13 protein-coding genes are annotated in these 16,507 nt (G+C 36.7%); 6 read left to right on the top strand and 7 right to left on the bottom strand.

The annotated features are described in order from the left end of the window. From FNJ88_RS06780 to FNJ88_RS06765, 4 genes are all read right to left on the bottom strand, one after another. Window positions 1-1,545, bottom strand: coding sequence for a protein adenylyltransferase SelO (locus FNJ88_RS06780; RefSeq protein WP_143852459.1), 1,545 nt, complete (start codon window positions 1,543-1,545; stop codon window positions 1-3). A 71-nt stretch (window positions 1,546-1,616) separates the two neighbouring features. Then, a complete protein-coding gene (locus FNJ88_RS06775; RefSeq protein WP_143852458.1) occupies window positions 1,617-3,998 on the bottom strand; it encodes a penicillin-binding protein 1A in 2,382 nt (793 codons plus the stop codon). An 8-nt stretch (window positions 3,999-4,006) separates the two neighbouring features. Next, window positions 4,007-4,471: a gliding motility lipoprotein GldH gene (locus tag FNJ88_RS06770; RefSeq protein ID WP_143852457.1), complete on the bottom strand. Its 465-nt coding sequence runs from the start codon at window positions 4,469-4,471 to the stop codon at window positions 4,007-4,009. Further along, window positions 4,464-5,747: a stage 0 sporulation family protein gene (locus FNJ88_RS06765; protein WP_143852456.1), complete on the bottom strand. Its 1,284-nt coding sequence runs from the start codon at window positions 5,745-5,747 to the stop codon at window positions 4,464-4,466. The genes FNJ88_RS06770 and FNJ88_RS06765 overlap by 8 nt, the downstream gene beginning before the upstream one ends. Before the next feature lie 389 nt (window positions 5,748-6,136). On the opposite strand from FNJ88_RS06765, the gene FNJ88_RS06760 reads away from it, so the two are divergent. The 6 genes from FNJ88_RS06760 to FNJ88_RS06735 all read left to right on the top strand — a co-directional run bounded on the left by FNJ88_RS06760 (window position 6,137) and on the right by FNJ88_RS06735 (window position 11,804). Continuing rightward, window positions 6,137-7,375: an OmpP1/FadL family transporter gene (locus FNJ88_RS06760; protein WP_143852455.1), complete on the top strand. Its 1,239-nt coding sequence runs from the start codon at window positions 6,137-6,139 to the stop codon at window positions 7,373-7,375. A gap of 13 nt (window positions 7,376-7,388) precedes the next feature. Continuing rightward, window positions 7,389-8,861: a G-D-S-L family lipolytic protein gene (locus FNJ88_RS06755; RefSeq protein ID WP_143852454.1), complete on the top strand. Its 1,473-nt coding sequence runs from the start codon at window positions 7,389-7,391 to the stop codon at window positions 8,859-8,861. An 89-nt stretch (window positions 8,862-8,950) separates the two neighbouring features. Beyond that, window positions 8,951-9,889 carry a ribose-phosphate pyrophosphokinase gene (locus FNJ88_RS06750; RefSeq protein ID WP_143852453.1) on the top strand — a complete coding sequence of 313 codons (939 nt, stop codon included), beginning with the start codon at window positions 8,951-8,953 and terminating at the stop codon, window positions 9,887-9,889. Between the two features lie 47 nt (window positions 9,890-9,936). Then, window positions 9,937-10,581: a 50S ribosomal protein L25/general stress protein Ctc gene (locus FNJ88_RS06745; RefSeq protein WP_143852452.1), complete on the top strand. Its 645-nt coding sequence runs from the start codon at window positions 9,937-9,939 to the stop codon at window positions 10,579-10,581. Window positions 10,582-10,679: 98 nt separating this feature from the next. Then, the gene (locus FNJ88_RS06740) at window positions 10,680-11,309 is read left to right on the top strand and encodes a hypothetical protein (protein ID WP_228414581.1); all 630 of its coding nucleotides are present in this window, start codon (window positions 10,680-10,682) and stop codon (window positions 11,307-11,309) included. Window positions 11,310-11,372: 63 nt separating this feature from the next. Beyond that, window positions 11,373-11,804, top strand: a complete 432-nt coding sequence (locus FNJ88_RS06735; RefSeq protein ID WP_143852451.1) for a nucleoside deaminase — start codon at window positions 11,373-11,375, stop codon at window positions 11,802-11,804. 80 nt (window positions 11,805-11,884) lie between these two features. Here FNJ88_RS06735 and FNJ88_RS06730 read toward each other — a convergent pair whose 3' ends face one another. The 3 genes from FNJ88_RS06730 to FNJ88_RS14440 form a co-directional block, all read right to left on the bottom strand. After that, entirely contained in the window at window positions 11,885-12,646 is a 762-nt protein-coding gene (locus tag FNJ88_RS06730; protein ID WP_143852450.1) for a type III pantothenate kinase, read from the bottom strand. A gap of 48 nt (window positions 12,647-12,694) precedes the next feature. After that, the gene (locus FNJ88_RS06725; protein WP_143852449.1) at window positions 12,695-14,539 is read right to left on the bottom strand and encodes a M1 family metallopeptidase; all 1,845 of its coding nucleotides are present in this window, start codon (window positions 14,537-14,539) and stop codon (window positions 12,695-12,697) included. Between the two features lie 125 nt (window positions 14,540-14,664). Further along, window positions 14,665-16,347 (bottom strand): DUF6909 family protein, encoded by a 1,683-nt coding sequence (locus FNJ88_RS14440; RefSeq protein ID WP_228414580.1) that lies wholly within the window; start codon window positions 16,345-16,347, stop codon window positions 14,665-14,667. Window positions 16,348-16,507: the final 160 nt, after the last annotated feature.

Below are 16,507 nucleotides of genomic sequence, written 5' to 3'. Positions count from 1 at the left end.
TTACGAACTACATGATAAGGTGGAGCAACCTGTTTCTCCATCAAATTTACTGGGTCTCTTTACAGAGAATTCTGGATATATTTCCTCATAAGGATGCTCCAGAGCTTCAAGAAGTTTATTCAAGAGTTCTTTTTTTCCTTCGTTTAACTCATTGATACATTCAAAAAGCAGATAATTCCTTAGAATAAATTTAGGATTGGTTTCTTTCATCAATTTTATGGAATCGGCTTCTGAACGCTTATTTTTTTCTAGACGGGTTTGGTAAAGGGTGAGGAATTCTTTTAACCTTTGTAATTGTTCCTCTGTTGGTCGGGAATAGAACACCTCCTCAAAATGAATTTTAACGTCCGGGCTTTGTGAATAGGTTTCTAATTGTTTAAAAAATAAAGTGTAATCGACTTCTAAATCCTGCATGAGTTGTTGTGAATTGGTAAAAAATTCATCATCGCCTTTTTGTACTCCATCAAACCCGAATTTACAAGCCATCATTTCATCGTGTTTTTTCCAAAAAAGTGTATTGAAATTATTCAAAATTGTTTCTAATTTCGCTTCATCTTTAATTAAAGGAAATAGAGCGTTGGCTAATTGCCAAAGATTCCATTGAGCGATCTTAGCTTGATTGCCGAAGGCATATCTTCGCCCTGGCAAATCAGTGGTATTTGGGGTGAAATTCAAATGATATTCATCCAGGAAAGAAAAAGGGCCATAATCAATTGTTAAGCCCAGAATGGACATATTATCGGTGTTCATTACGCCATGTACAAATCCTACTCGGTACCATTCAACAATCATATCTGCAGTTTTTGCTGCAACTTGCTGAAAGAAAAGCGCGTACTTATCAATATCGTCAACATCTATTTCTGGGAAATAATTTTCAATGACAAAGTCTGCTAACTGTTGTAAAGTTTGCTTTTCTCCTTGTGCAGAAAGCAATTCAAAATGGCCAAACCTCAAAAAGCTTGGCGATGTTCTGGTCATTACTGCGCCTTTTTCGTAAGCCGCATTTCCGTCATACAGCATATCCCGAACAACTTGCTCGCCACTTAATGAAAGCGATAAAGCACGTGTTGTTGGTACTCCTAAATGGAACATTGCTTCACTCATCAAATATTCCCTTAAAGAGGACCGAAGAACAGCGCGGCCATCAGCATGACGAGAATAAGGTGTTGCTCCAGCACCTTTCCACTGGATTTCAGTCTGCTTTCCGTCTTTGTTCCTTATTTCACCAGCGAAAATTGCTCTTCCATCGCCAAGTTGTCCTGCCCAGTTTCCGAACTGATGTCCTGCGTATGCAGTGGCGTAAGTTTTTATATTTGAAGGAACATCGGCAGCATTTAAAAAGTCGGTATCTTCTTGCTTACCCAATTTCCCTAATCCTATATCTTCTGAAAGTCTTTCATTAAAAATAAGGAGTTCAGGATGCTCAAATTTCATGATTTCAACCGTCGAAAAAATTAATTTTGGAGTTTGCCTTTGCATGGTGCTCCCAGAGAAATCACCTGGAAATTTCTGTAAGTATTGTTGCGTAATTTGGTCTAAATTCATGATTCAAAGTTCGTTAAAAAAAACATCCTTTCAAATTTTTGAAAGGATGTTTTGTATTGGTTGAATGAATATTACTTGTTAAAATCGATATCGTCGCCGGTATTAATATTTTCATTGACGTTATCTTCTTTTCTTGCGGGTGATTTTTTAGGACCATTCGCAGGTTCCTGACTTCGCGGATTTTTAATTTCATCGAGCGTTTGTAATCCTCCATCATCCCCATAGCCACCAAGACCTTGTAAGTCACCACAGTTTCCTGTCCAGTTGGATGGTTTTACGAATTTATCTTCTGGAGAAACTCCCAGCGTTTTATCTGCCCACACTTTCTTCATATAAATGGCCCAAATTGGCAATGCCATTTTAGCTCCTTGGCCTTCCCCAGTTCCTCGGAAGTGGGTAGCACGGTCTTCCCAACCAACCCAAACACCAGTTGCTAAATTCGGAGTGATCCCCATAAACCAACCATCTGAGTTATTTTGGGTAGTTCCCGTTTTACCGGCAATTTCAATTCCTTTGGCTACGCCTCTTCTTCCCAGTTCACCTGATGCGGTTCCAAATTCGGCAACTCCTTTCATCAAGTCGATCATGGTGTAAGCGTATAATTCGTTCATCACCTCTTTATCTACTGGTTTCACTTCTTTAATAAGTCGTGAGTTTCCATCTTCAATTCTCCAGATCATTTCTGGTTTGATATAATTTCCATAGTTTGCAAAAGTACTGTAAGCACCTAACATTTCAAAGATGGTAATATCAGAAGCACCTAGGGCAACCGCATAATCGTTCGGGATTTCCTCTGTTACTCCTAAATCTCGTGCGGTTTGTATCACACTTTTTACACCCGTCATTTCAATTAGACGTACGGCAACGGCATTTTGAGACATTGCAAGCGCATTTTTAAGGGTAAGGTTTCCTCCTGATCCTCCAACTCTCCATGATCCTTTTACATACGGAGCATTTGAAACGGTTGAACATGGGGTCATTCCTAATTTCATAATAGCTGTTGCGTAAACGAATGGTTTAAAGGTAGAGCCTACTTGCCGTTTTCCTTGTTTAATATGATCATATTGGAAATGTTGCCAGTTAATTCCACCAACCCAGGCTTTAATTTCTCCTGTTCCTGGAATCATGGACATTAAACCAGCTTGTGCAATTTGTTTATGGTATCGAATGGAATCCCAAGGAGACATTTCTACTTCTTCTTCACCATTCCAGGTAAATCGAGATGTTTTAATCGGTTTTTTAAATTCCATCATGATAGAATCTTCTGGAACATCTGCCGCTTTAAGCAGTTTGTAACGACCGGTTCTTTTCATGGCGCTCAGCATGATAGAATTGATCTGTTTGTCGTTCACGAAATAGAAAGGTCGAGCTTTACGTCCGCGCTGTTCCGCATCAAATCTTTTTTGAAGATCAGTTAAGTGCTCTTTGATTGCTTCTTCGGCGTACCCTTGCATCTTAGAATCCAGGGTGGTGTAAATTTTCAAACCATCTTTAAATAAGTTTAAAGTTTTACCCGTAGACTTTTCATAATCTTTAATATAGCCTTCTATTTCTTTCCTTAAATAGTATTTGTAATATGCAGAATAACCTTCGTCAATAGATTTTACTGGATGATAATCCACTTTTATTGGTGTTGCAATTGCTTTCTCATAAGTTGGCTGATCAAGATACCCTGTTTTTACCATTTGATCTAAAACAACATTTCTCCTTCGCTCTGCTTTTTCTGGATTTCTTAACGGGCTATTGGCTGTTGGAGCTTCCAGCATTGCTACAAATGTTGCTGCTTCGGGTAGGGTTAATTGATTGGTGCTTTTATTAAAATAGATTCTGGATGCCATCTCGATTCCGTTGGCATTATTTCCGAAACTGAATTTATTAAAATATAATTCAATAATCTCTTCTTTGGTATATCTCTTTTCCAGACTTACGGCAACTACCCATTCTTTAAGCTTTTGGAATAATCGCTGCACTTTATTCTGAGACGCAGTTCCCGTGAATAATAGTTTCGCCAACTGTTGCGTGATAGTAGAACCACCTCCTCTTTTACCTCCAAATGCTACAGCTCGGGCAATCGATTGCAAATCAATTCCAGAATGTTCTTTAAAACGTTCATCTTCTTTTGCCTGTAAAGCATAGATTAAGTAAGGTGGTAATTCTTTATAAGTAATGGGCTGCGTTTTTTCCTTTTCAAATTTCCCCAATAGCTTTCCTTCAGAAGAGTAAATTTCAGAAGAAACGTAGATATCTGGATTATCAAGTTCTTTTACATCTGGCATATCGCCTAAGAAGCCTTGCGAAACTGCAAAAAACAATCCTGCAATGCCCAAAACGATAATGATAAGTCCTAACCAGATAAAAGTTACCCATTTGCGCCAACCACGATTTTTCACTTTTTTAGGAGGAAGTGGAAATTTCTGTTGCGGTTTACTTCCTGTATTCGGTTTGTTTTCCATAAATAAGTTTACGGTTTTGCTTTTTCTATTTTTATACCAATATCTTCGATCCCGGGAAGATTATCATTTCTCATGGCTTGAATAATCCCGATAGAATACTCGCCATTCTGTGGAAATTTATAATTCAATTTATACTGAAAAAGAGTCTCTTTCGTATCGCCGAAGCCTTTTCCAATCCAGGCACCATTAGGGTTCGCTAAAATATAATTTAAGGTATCGGTTTCTTTCTTCTTTGTTTTCTTGTCTAAGAAATTGACAATTACCCGTAAATTGCTATAAGGATAGTTGTTGTTGTTTCTTACAACAAATATAATATTTTTTGGATTTTGGGCATCTTTTACTTTAAACTCAAATTTTTGTTCTGCTTTTTTATCCCAAACGCCGTTTAGACTATTCAATCCGATCTGCTCAGAGTTTTCACTACAACCGATCAACAAAAAAATAACGAGAAATGATCCTAAAACCTTATGCATTGTCGTCTCTTTTTGGAGGATTTTTTTTCTTAAATTTTTTATTTGTTTGCCCCTTCTGCGGCGCTCTTGTGTTTTGGGGGTGTTCAGGACCCTTCTTTCTTAATTGAGCTTGACCAGTATTTGATTGATTGTCGGTCTTCTTTTGATTAGAAGGTTTCCGCTTATTCTGGCTTTTACCAGAATTCTTTGGTCTTCTTTCAAAACGATTAAGATCGCTTTCCTGTATTAAATCTACTGATTTTACAGGCATGTCATTTGTTTTCAAGTCTTCTAAAGGAGGTGCTTTTTCTCCTTTTTTATTCTTTGCGATAAGCTCTTTGACCTGTTTTACATCAAGATCATACCAAGACACAGAATAATCTACGTAAGCAAACCACATTCTTTTTTTGAACACATCGATTTTAATACAAAATGCTTTTCCTTTCTCAGTGTCAATATTTGTTGAAGAAGGTGGGAAGTGACTTAATGCATCAAGGTAACTATCAAGTTCATAATTCAGACAACATTTCAACTTTCCACATTGTCCTGCTAATTTCTGAGGATTGATGCTTAATTGCTGATATCTTGCTGCATTTGTATTTACAGACCGGAAGTCAGTTAACCACGTAGAGCAACAGAGCTCTCTACCACACGATCCTATACCACCAACTTTCGCCGCTTCCTGGCGAAATCCGATTTGTTTCATGTCTATTTTTGATCGGAAAAGAGATGCAAATTCTTTAATTAGCTGTCGAAAATCTACTCTGTTTTCTGCAGTATAGTAGAAGGTTACTTTCGTACCATCGCCTTGATATTCTACATCCGTAATTTTCATTTCAAGGTCAAGAGCATACGCAATTTTCCTCGCTTGAATTTTTACACTTTCTTCTTTTCCTCTCGCATCTTGCCAAACTTCTATGTCTTTCTGATTGGCTAATCTGTATATTTTTAGGGGGTTATCTTCAGTGATGTATTTCTTTTTCATCTGAATTTTTACTAACTCTCCTGTGAGGCTTACAACCCCTATATCGTGACCCGGACTGGACTCTACTGTGACAACGCTTCCTATATGAAGCGGTAATTTATTGACGTTCTTATAAAAAAATTTGCGATCGTTCTTGAATCTTACCTCTACAAAATCAGTTTGTGATTGAGAAGGGTTGTTAATATTCGAGAGCCAATCGAAAACGCTTAATTTATAACTATTTCCGCAAGTATCTACACTTTCACAGCCATTGGCGGTTTTTGTACCGCACGAATGGGACGAATCGCCGGATGTTTTACATCCACAACTCATAATAATCTTTTTGTTATCTGTTGCAAATTTAGTATAATTTTTTTGGTATAAATAAAAGAGTTTGTAAATCGATCTTGAATTTCTAAATTTTATAACAAATTATTATTTTCTTATTAATTATTCAACGATTTTAGTTTTATTATGCAAATCATACAATACGCGATGGGAATAAATCGGGGGTTTTGCCTTAATTTATTTAATTTAAACACTTGTTTGAGTAAAGTTTATTCAAGGATCGGAGGTGCTTTATATAAAAGAGATTTGCAAGTGTTTTATATTTTGAGTACATTAAACGGAATGTACAAAATAGCTTTTGTTTAAAATTAATTATGATTATTTAACAATTGTTAAGAAAATAATTTTATATTTGACATATTAATAATGATTTTATGAAAAAAATAGTTTTAACAACAGTATTGTTAGCTGGAGTTCTTGCACAAGCTGGAGGCTTTAGAGTTTCTCTGCAAGGTGTTAAGCAATTGGCAATGGCGCATACGAGTGCTCATACGGAGGACGCGAGTGTTACATTCTTTAATCCAGCAGGGATGTCTTTTATTCCAGCTAAATTAAGTGTAGCAGCTGGTGGATTCGGCGCACAATCAAGTGTGACGTACCAAAATTTATCAACTCTGGAATCTTTTGATACCAATAATCCACTTGGAACTCCAATTTATGCAGCGATCGCCTATAAAATTTTGGACAATGTTTCTGTTGGGTTTAATTTCTCTACTCCTTTTGGTAGTACAGTCGAATGGTCATCAGATTGGTCAGGTCGTGAAATCGTTCAGCGTTTGGAATTGAAAGCATTTTATTTCCAACCAATGGTTTCATTCAAACTATCACCTTGGGCATCAGTTGGAGGAAGTTTCATTTATGCTAAAGGTTCGGTAGATTGGACTAAAACCGCGACTCAATTGGGTGGTTCTTTAAATATTAAAGATGAGAAAGCTTCGGGAACAGGATTCGGTTTAGGATTTTACCTTAAACCAACAGAGAAATTGGATGTAAGTATCGCATACCGATCGCCAGTTGATATGAAGGCTGATGCTGGAGTTGCTTCTTTTAATGTTTCTCCAAGTTTATATCCATTAGTTGGTTTAGATGCAAACGGTCAGGATAAATTTAAAGCAGTGTTGCCTTTGGTAGATGAATATACAGTGGGTGTTACTTATAAGATTACACCAAAATGGTTGGTTTCTGGTGATTTCAACTATACAGGGTGGAGCCAATATAACAAATTAACCTTGGATTTTGAAAATGCTGCAGTTGGCAATCAGCCTAATGATCCTACCGTATTAGTGAGTCCAAAGAATTTCCATAATACGCAAACATGGAGAGTTGGAACGCAGTACCAAATTAATGATATGTTCGCAGCACGTGCGGGATATTATTATGATGAATCACCTTACGCTGACGAAAATTTCCAGGCAGAAACACCATCTTTCGACTCAAATGTAATTACGGCTGGTCTAGGGATTAATCTTATGAAAGGATTTGGAGTAGATATCGCAGGTGGAATTGCTTTACCAAAAAGTAGAGAGGCGAAAAACTCATTTACCAGCTTCTACGGACAAGCGAAAGCGAAGGCTTATTACTTCGGTTTAGGTTTATCATATAATGCATTTTAAGATTAAATTAATTATGAAAAAAATATTAATATCAACAGTTGCTGTTTCAGCATTGTTATTTACAGTAAGCTGTAACACGGATTTCGATACAGATGTGAGTAATGTAGTGGTTACCAATGGTGAGGCAAACTTTACAAAATTTGTCTCAGTAGGAAATTCACTAACGTCTGGTTTTAGAGATGGAGCTTTATATAGTGATGGACAATTGCAATCGTTTCCAGCAATCATGGCACAGCAGATGAAGCTTGCAGGTGGTGGAGAATTTAAACAACCGATGATGCCAAATAATATTGGTGGATTCTCGAGCTTATTTGTTGCTTCTGGTCAAACAGAATTTTATGGAAAACTAACTTTGAAAGTTGTTGCAGGTGCGTTGTCACCAACACCAAGTGCTCCTGCAGGAGACATCGATTTTATTGGTGGTGCAGGAAAAATGTTTAATAATATGGGTGTTCCAGGTGCTAAGTCTTATCATTTAGGGGTAGCGGGTTATGGGAATCCAGCGGGTATCTCGTTAGGTTTAGCAAATCCGTATTTTGCAAGATTTGCTACAAGTGTAAGTGCTAAAGTGATCGATGATGCTGTTAATCAGGCTCCTACATTTTTCTCTCTTTGGATTGGAAATAATGATGTTCTTTCATATGCAACCAGCGGTGGCGCAGGCGTGGACCGGACAGGAAATCTAAATCCTGCTACTTACGGGTCTAACGACATCACCGATCCTAACGTTGTAGCAGGTGCAATTAGCGGGTATGTTAATGCTTTAACAGCAAATGGTGCAAAAGGAGTGATTGCAAATATTCCCAATGTAACTTCAATTCCATTTTTTACAAGAGTTCCTAATAAGCCAATTCCTGGAGCTCCGGCTACAGTGACTGCGCTTAATAATGCTTATGCAGCGTATAATGCAGGTATACTTCAAGCAAAAGATTTAGGAGCAATTACTCAAGCGGAATACAATGCTAGATTGATTAAATTTACCGTAGGTGTTGCAAATGGAGCTGTGATTTTAGATAAAGATCTTACTAATTTGGGTCCTAATGTGCCGCCTCTGAGAATGTCAACTAGTAAGGATTATATTTTATTGACTGCGTCAAGTCAATTAAATCCTACAGTGGGAGGAGGAACTTCTGTTCCTTTAGCTGATAAGTATGTATTAACCGAAAAAGAAACAGCAAGAGTTTTAACAGCTACAGCCGCATATAATGCTAAAATTAAAACAATCGCTGATGGTAAAGACTTAGCTTTTGTAGATGCAAATGCGAAAATGATGGAACTTTCTGGAGCGTCAGGTATTCAATTTGACGGTGTAAAATATACTGCAGCATTTGTTACAGGTGGAACTTTCTCTTTGGATGGAGTTCACTTGACTGGAAGAGGTTACGCATTAATTGCTAATGAATTTCTAAAACAGATTAATTTAAAATATAAGTCGACGCTTCCAATGGTAAATGTGAATAATTACCAAGGAGTTACGTTTCCTTAATATAAATTCGCAAAATGAATAAATAAAACCACCTGAATTCTTTGGGTGGTTTTATTTTTTTAAATTTGCACATCTAAAAAAAAGTAAAAATGGCTGAGCAAGCAAGTTATTTATTCTCTACAAGAACCAGTAAAGTTCTGGCAGAAAAAATCGCCCAATTTTATGGGCAAGAAATTGGAAAGATTAATTTTCAGGAATTTAGTGACGGCGAATTCGAGCCCGTTTTAGATCAATCTGTCCGTGGTGGGCGGGTTTTTTTAATTGGATCTACTTTTCCGCCAGCAGATAATCTTTTAGAACTTTTGCTGATGATTGATGCGTCAAAGAGAGCATCTGCTAAAAGCATCACGGTTGTTCTTCCATATTATGGTTTAGCAAGACAAGACCGAAAAGATCAACCAAGAGCACCAATTGGAGCCAAGTTAGTTGCTAATCTTTTAACTGCGGCTGGTGCTACAAGAATTATGACCATGGATCTACATGCAGATCAAATTCAAGGATTTTTTGAAATACCAGTTGATCATTTATATGCATCTACTATTTTCATAGAATACATTCAGAAATTAAAATTAGATAATTTAACGATCGCTTCTCCAGACATGGGGGGTGCGAAAAGAGCGAAGAATTATGCTGGCCACCTAGGAGCGGATGTAGTTATTGCATACAAAGAAAGAAAAAAGGCGAATGTAGTAGATGAAATGTTTTTGATCGGTGATGTAGAAGGTAGAAACGTAATTCTTATCGATGACATGATCGATACTGCAGGAACATTATGCAAAGCAGCAGAGATATTGATGGCCAATGGTGCTACCAGTGTTCGGGCTATGGCAACACACGGTGTTCTTTCTGGTAAAGCATATGAAAATATCGAAAACTCCAAATTACTGGAAGTTATTGTAACCGATACCATTCCAGTAAAAACAGAATTATCTTCTAAAATCAAGGTGCTTTCTTGTGCCGAACTTTTTGCAGATGTAATGAAAATGGTTCACGAACATAAATCGATTAGTGATAAATTCATTATTTAAAATAAAATAGGTATCTTTGCATCCTTAAAATTTATTAATTTACGATAATGAAATCAATTACAATTCAAGGTACAAAAAGAGAAAGCGTGGGCAAAAAGTCTACTAAAGCCTTACGTGATGCTGAATTAGTTCCTTGTGTTGTTTACGGAGGTGAAGAAACTCTTAATTTTTCTGCTACAGAAAAATCATTCAAAGGGTTAGTTTACACTCCTGAAGCACACACGGTATCTATTGAGGTTGACGGAAAAACTATTCCTGCCGTACTTCAGGACATTCAATTTCACCCATTGACGGACAAAATCTTACATGCAGATTTCTACCAGTTGTCAGATGACAAACCAGTAGTAATGGAAGTTCCAGTAAGAATTACAGGTCGCTCAAAAGGTGTTGTTGCCGGTGGTGCAATGAGACAGTCTTTCAGAAAACTGAAAGTAAAAGCAATTCCAGCAAACTTACCGGACGAAATCGTGGTAGATGTTACTCCACTTAAAATTGGTAGTAAGCTTTATGTTGGTACACTGAAAACAGAAGGATTCACATTTATGCACCCAGACAATGCAGTAGTCGTTGCTGTTAAAATGTCCAGAACTGCAGCTAAAGGTGGTGCGGCAGCAGCAGATGATGATGAGGAGGAGGAAACTCCAGCAGCAGAAGGTGAAGCTCCAGCAGCAGAAGAAACAAGCGCAGAGTAAATCTAAGCTAGAAATAGAAATAGTAAAGTCCCAATCTTCATTGATTGGGACTTTTTTTGTCGTTTATTTTAATTATTTTTACTATAAATTGTTTTACAGTGATCAAGAAAATAGCGACTATTTTGTTTTTGGGGATATTAACTTATTGCTTTGGGCAACAGAATGATGAATTCAGAGAAGTTAAAAAATATTTTGATTATCAGAAATTTATCCTAAATAAAGAATTCAAGAAAAAATTTGATGAAGAAGTAACTGAAGCTGATAAATTAAATACCAAGAAAGATTTTCAGGAATTTATGATCAAGTTAGACAGTATTCAAAATAGTGCATTGGTTTATGCCTTAGTAAAAGTGAAGGTTCGAGAAGATTTGAATAATATCCGTACTAATAAATCTTCCATAACTGGTAGTGACTTTATTTTAAAAACGGACTTGTCTTATAATGCCAATTATCCTGGGGGTTTTGACTCGATGCGAAGACAAATTGCAGATCTCTTTTACAATAATGCGGTTTTGCCAGATCGTAATCTGATAAAAACAAATTTATTTTTCATCGTAGAAAAAGATGGATCAATCAGCTCCGTACAAGCAGACGGAGATAATTTCACTTTCAACAGACAAGCGGAAATCGCTTTGTATATGTTGCCGGAAAAGTTTTCCCCTGCGGTTGTTAAAGGAACAGCTGTTCGCTATCATTTTCGATTACCTTTAACAATGAATTTTGAATAATGTAAGATTGACTCATTTTTGATAAGGCAACTTTTAATCGAATTAGCAAAATCGACTAACAATATGTTTACAGACGAATATTATATGAAAATGGCACTTCAGGAAGCTAAGGTCGCATTTGAAAAAGATGAGGTTCCTATAGGTTGTATTATTGTTGCTAATAATCAGATTATAGCGAAGGCGCACAACCTTACAGAAACTTTAAATGACGTGACTGCCCATGCAGAAATGCAAGCCATTACTGCTGCTGCAGATTTTCTGGGTGGTAAATATCTGCAAAATTGTACGCTTTATGTAACGATGGAGCCGTGTGTGATGTGCTCTGGAGCATTAAGCTGGTCCCAAATTTCAAAAGTAGTGATTGGTGCAAGAGATGAGCAACGCGGTTTTATTAACAAAAAACTAACCCTGCATCCAAAAACAGAAATAGTTTTAGGAGTGATGGAACATGAATGCTCCGTCATTGTAAAAGAGTTTTTTCAAAGTAGACGATAAATTACTCAACTCCTTAAATGAATAGCTTTTATTATTTAATGGATATAGAATTTTTTGATACGAAAGCTGAGAATGTAATTTTATAAATCCTTTCCCAGATAAAATAATCCTTTTAAGGTATGGAGGCGGTCAGCAATGTGAATTTTATTCGTTAATGGTTTGTATACGTGCGAAACTCCACCGGTAGCAATTACGAAGCAGTCAGCATTCACCTCGTCATTTATACGATCGACAAAACCTTCTACCATTCCCAAGTAGCCGTAAACCATCCCGCTTTGCATACATGAAACGGTATCTAGTCCTAAAACCGATTTGGGTTTTATAAGTTCTATTTCTGGTAACTGTGCGGTATCATGAATCAATGAATTCAATGCGGTAATAATGCCCGGCGCAATGATAACTCCAATTGTTTCTCCTTCTTCATTGATACAACTAGCAGTGAGTGCTGTCCCGAAATCAAAAATAATCTTCTTTTTATCAGAGGGGTATAAATGATGTGCCGCAACTAAATTTGCATAAATATCGGTTCCCATTTGTTTGGATTTAGGCTGGACAGCTGATGGTGTATTTCGATCTACGATAATGGGTTTTTTATTATGAATCTTTTGAATGGCTCTCGAAACATCATAGGTTAATTGCGGAACTACAGAACCGATAATTACCTTTTCTATATTTTTAGCTTTGATTTTGTGTGTTTGATACATCATCATAAACTGCATTTGCAATTCATCACTGGTTCTGTATGGCTTCGTGTTCAGAATCCAGGAAATGTCACAGTTATCATCGTCAAATAAGCCGAATCTAATATTAGTGTTTCCTATATTGATTACGATACAATTCATGTTCTCATTTTATTACAGTTATAGTATTTGGGTTGGATCCAGCGGTAATTATTTTACCTGAACCAAGTTATCCTCTAAATTAACATCTGCCAATCTTTGAGAAAAGTCAATACCTAAAGCTGAAATTTGCGATTTATTATAAGGAATTGTGAAGGTGTATTCTTTTTGGGTCCAAGGCCAGTATGTCATTGTTTGGAAATTACCATAAATATCCTGACTCTTCCAAGTGTGTGTCATATTCAACGGGATCTGGTAATTAACTACTTTTTTATCGGTTGTAAGAATAGAGAAATCAATCGGCATCGGGACCGATCCGTTATTTTCCAAAGTAATGGTTGTTGTAGTAGCTTCGTATTTTACCTGTTTGATTCCGTAATCAATAGTTTTGGTGGTATTGATCCAGTAATTTTGAAACCATTTCAGATCCATTCCGGAAATTTTTTGCGCGATATGCATGAAGTCTCTGTCTGTTGGATGTTTTAAATGCCATTGGGTATAAAACTCTTTTAAAACTAAGGCAAGATTTTGCTCTCCCATAATATATCCCAACTGAACTAGAAACAGATCTCCTTTTGTATAAGAAGCCACAGAGTAAGCGCTTCCGTTATCATGATGGTCGCCAAGCCATGAAGCAGGCTCTTCAATTCCTCTTTTTACGAATCTTCTATAGCTTTCAATAGTTCCTGTAAAAGGATTGGCTTGTGGAGTCTTTGGCGGGAATAATTGGTGCATAATAACATCGTCAAAGTAATTCGTAAATCCTTCATCCATCCAAGGTCTAACGCTTTCATTATAAGCCATCATTTGTTGGTTCCAAGAGTGTCCACCTTCATGCACCATCAAGCCAACTAATCCGTCTAAACTTTTTGCTTCACCTAAGATCATGGTACACATTCCATATTCCATTCCACCATCTCCACCTTGAATAAAGGAGTAGGTAGGATAAACGTACCGTCCAAATTTAGCATTCATGATTTGGAAGAATTTAGTAACATAAGGTTTCGATTCTTCCCAGTATTTAGTCTTTTCTGATTTCTGATAAACAAAGGAAACTTTAGGTCCATCTAAAACTACGAAGGAGTCTACGATATAATCGCGATCTGCAGCCCAGGCAAAATCAAGCAGGTTTTTGGCTTTCCATTTCCATATTGCTTTGTTGTTTTTATCTGTTTTGATGGTTGCTTTCGCATCGTATCCTTTCACATCAAGTGGATTCTGTAGTTCTCCACCAGCACCAACAACATAATCTTTGTCGATTTTGATATTCACTTCAAAATCAGAGAATGGTGCATGAAATTCTCTTCCTATATAATCAAAAGTTGCCCAGCCATCATAATCGTATTCTGCAATTTTCGGATACCATTGTGTAACCGTCATATCAATTCCTTCTCTATTATTTCGTCCTGCACGTCGAATCTGCATTGGAATTACAGCATCCCATTCCATTGTAAATGTGGTGGAAGAGTTCGGTTTTATTTTACTATCCAAATAGACTTTCATCACCGTTTCCTGAATCTCAAATTTTAAATCTTTACCATTTTGTTTGATCCAGTGAATGTTTTGAGCTCCTTCTTCATCTTTTGGAATCGAAGATAATCTAGAAATACCATTGATTTGCAATCTGGAATCTCCGTTCTTTCCCTGGCTTGCGACTCTTTGATCCATCATGGAGCCTGCTTTGAAAGCATTCCAATATAAATGGAAATAAACAACATCTAACTCGTCAGGCGAATTATTAGTATAGGTCAAACTTTGGTTTCCGTTGTACGTGAAATTTTTCGCATCAACATCAATATCCATTTTGTATTTCGCACTTTGTTGATAATAGGCATCTTTTTGAGCAGATAATAAGCCAAAAAATAAGGTAAAAATAACAAGGAACTCTTTCTTCATAGCAATGTAATTATTAGAATGGAAAGATAAGAATTTTAGTTTTATGAGGAAATATTAGATCATAAAAAACCCTTTTAGCGGTCAAAGTGCTAAAAGGGTTTTTGTTTCTCAACTGGAATTAAAGTTTATTTTCCAGACTTCATACCGCTTTTTAAAATTTTCTCTAATATTTTTAAAGTAATTAAATAAGTTGGTTTCACACCTGTTAAGCCTAATCCGCCAGAAGATAGTGTAGATCCTGTTTCCAAAGGATTATCAGAAGCGTAATACGCGTACATTACAAAAAGGTCTTCTGATATATGATGGCGTATTTTCGAGGCGACCTGAATTGCTTTTTGATAATGTGCACCTTCCATTTCAAGACCGATTGCTTTCCAGGATGTATCCATGAAATACCGAAGAATATCTTTGTTTTGAAGAGATGTTCCCAATACGGTAACCATTCCGCCTTCGAAAGCTTGTAACTCATCGTCTTGGAAATCTTCTAGCTTCAACGTGTTTTCAAAAGGATAATTATCTGCTGTTCCTTCAAAAACGTGAGACGTTGGGATCATAATATCTCCTTTTCCGCCCATAAGGATTCCAGCTTTCCCCATGATTGAAATGGATTTTACCTTCATCGTGTAAACTTCCTCGTTGTATTCGTATGGCCGTAATAGTTCATCCATGATTTCATATGCCTGTTCACCGAACGCATAATCAAAAACCATGATAACATCGTCTCCCGAATATTTCAAATCTGCAAAAGGCGTATTCTTTAAATCGGTTTTCGACAAATCAATAATTTGAACATCAATGTTACTTCCACTTTGATCGTCGATGTAGATCAATCCGGCTTCCTGCGAATGTGCCAATACTTTCTCTTGCAGAGATTTCTTGTTGGATATCTCCTCATACATTTTGTAATCTACTTTTTTGGTAGATTTTTTTCCGATGGAATCATTTGCATACAGCATGTTTTTCACGGAGTGCATATTCGCGGAAATAATGTGTAGAGGTCGCATCTGTAGATTGTTCTCTGCCAAAACTTGCTTTACATTATTTGCCCATTTCTCACCAAAGAAATGATGACCAACTCGTTCTCTCAAAATCGCTGAAAAGTGAATTTCACGTTCCCGGATTTTTTTATAATCATTGAAACTTTCGTTTCCTAAATTATAAATGATTTTGAAAAGCCTGTCGGGGTTTTTGTCATCACCGAAATTATTGTAGGCATTTAGTGTTTCATCAAACGTTCTTCCAAGTAAAGATGAAAGATGGATCAAAGCTACTTCTTTCTCTTTTCGACTTAGTTTTCTCTCGCCGATGGCTGCTTCTTCAATGATTTTCCAAGCTCTTGTTGGTTTGTCATTTTCATCATTAATGAAGGCTAAATTTCGAATTTTATCTGCTTCTATATATAAGAAGGTAAGGTGAGTCAGAATATCATAAATCTCAGAACGACCCAACAAAACTTCGATGTTCATTTGGTGTTCATCAATTCGGTAACAGTTACGTCGTCTTTTTTTAGGAACAATCACTTCAAAACTTCCCTTTTCAAATCCTTCATCAGAAGTTAGATGAATAAAAGAACATTCTTCGATTCCTTCTGGAAGGCGGTCTAAAACATAAAGAAGACCGTCGAGTTCTATTTTGTTAGGAACACCCATGGTTCCATAAATTTCTGGGTTGATGGTCATCAGCAATGACCGAAGGCTTTCTCCGGAGATTCCGGCTGGCTTGAAAAAGCCACGATAGAATAAGTGACGCATAGAAACATAAAGTCTTTCGATTGCTTCAGTGGTTTCTCTAGCTCGTGAATTTATCATAATATAAGAATTCATACAAATATAAGAATTTTGTAATTATATTTATTGAATGCTTTATCGACATTGAAAAGTTAACATTTATTTAATGAGGGAAGAGCGTAATTTCCTTTATAGCCTTTGGTTTTGTATGAGTGTCCATAATCTATATGTTCAATTATAG

Source organism: Chryseobacterium sp. SNU WT5, from assembly GCF_007362475.1.
Taxonomy (GTDB): domain Bacteria; phylum Bacteroidota; class Bacteroidia; order Flavobacteriales; family Weeksellaceae; genus Kaistella.
The sequence above is the reverse complement of the archived record's forward strand: the minus strand, read 5'-3'. Positions and strand labels throughout refer to the sequence as shown.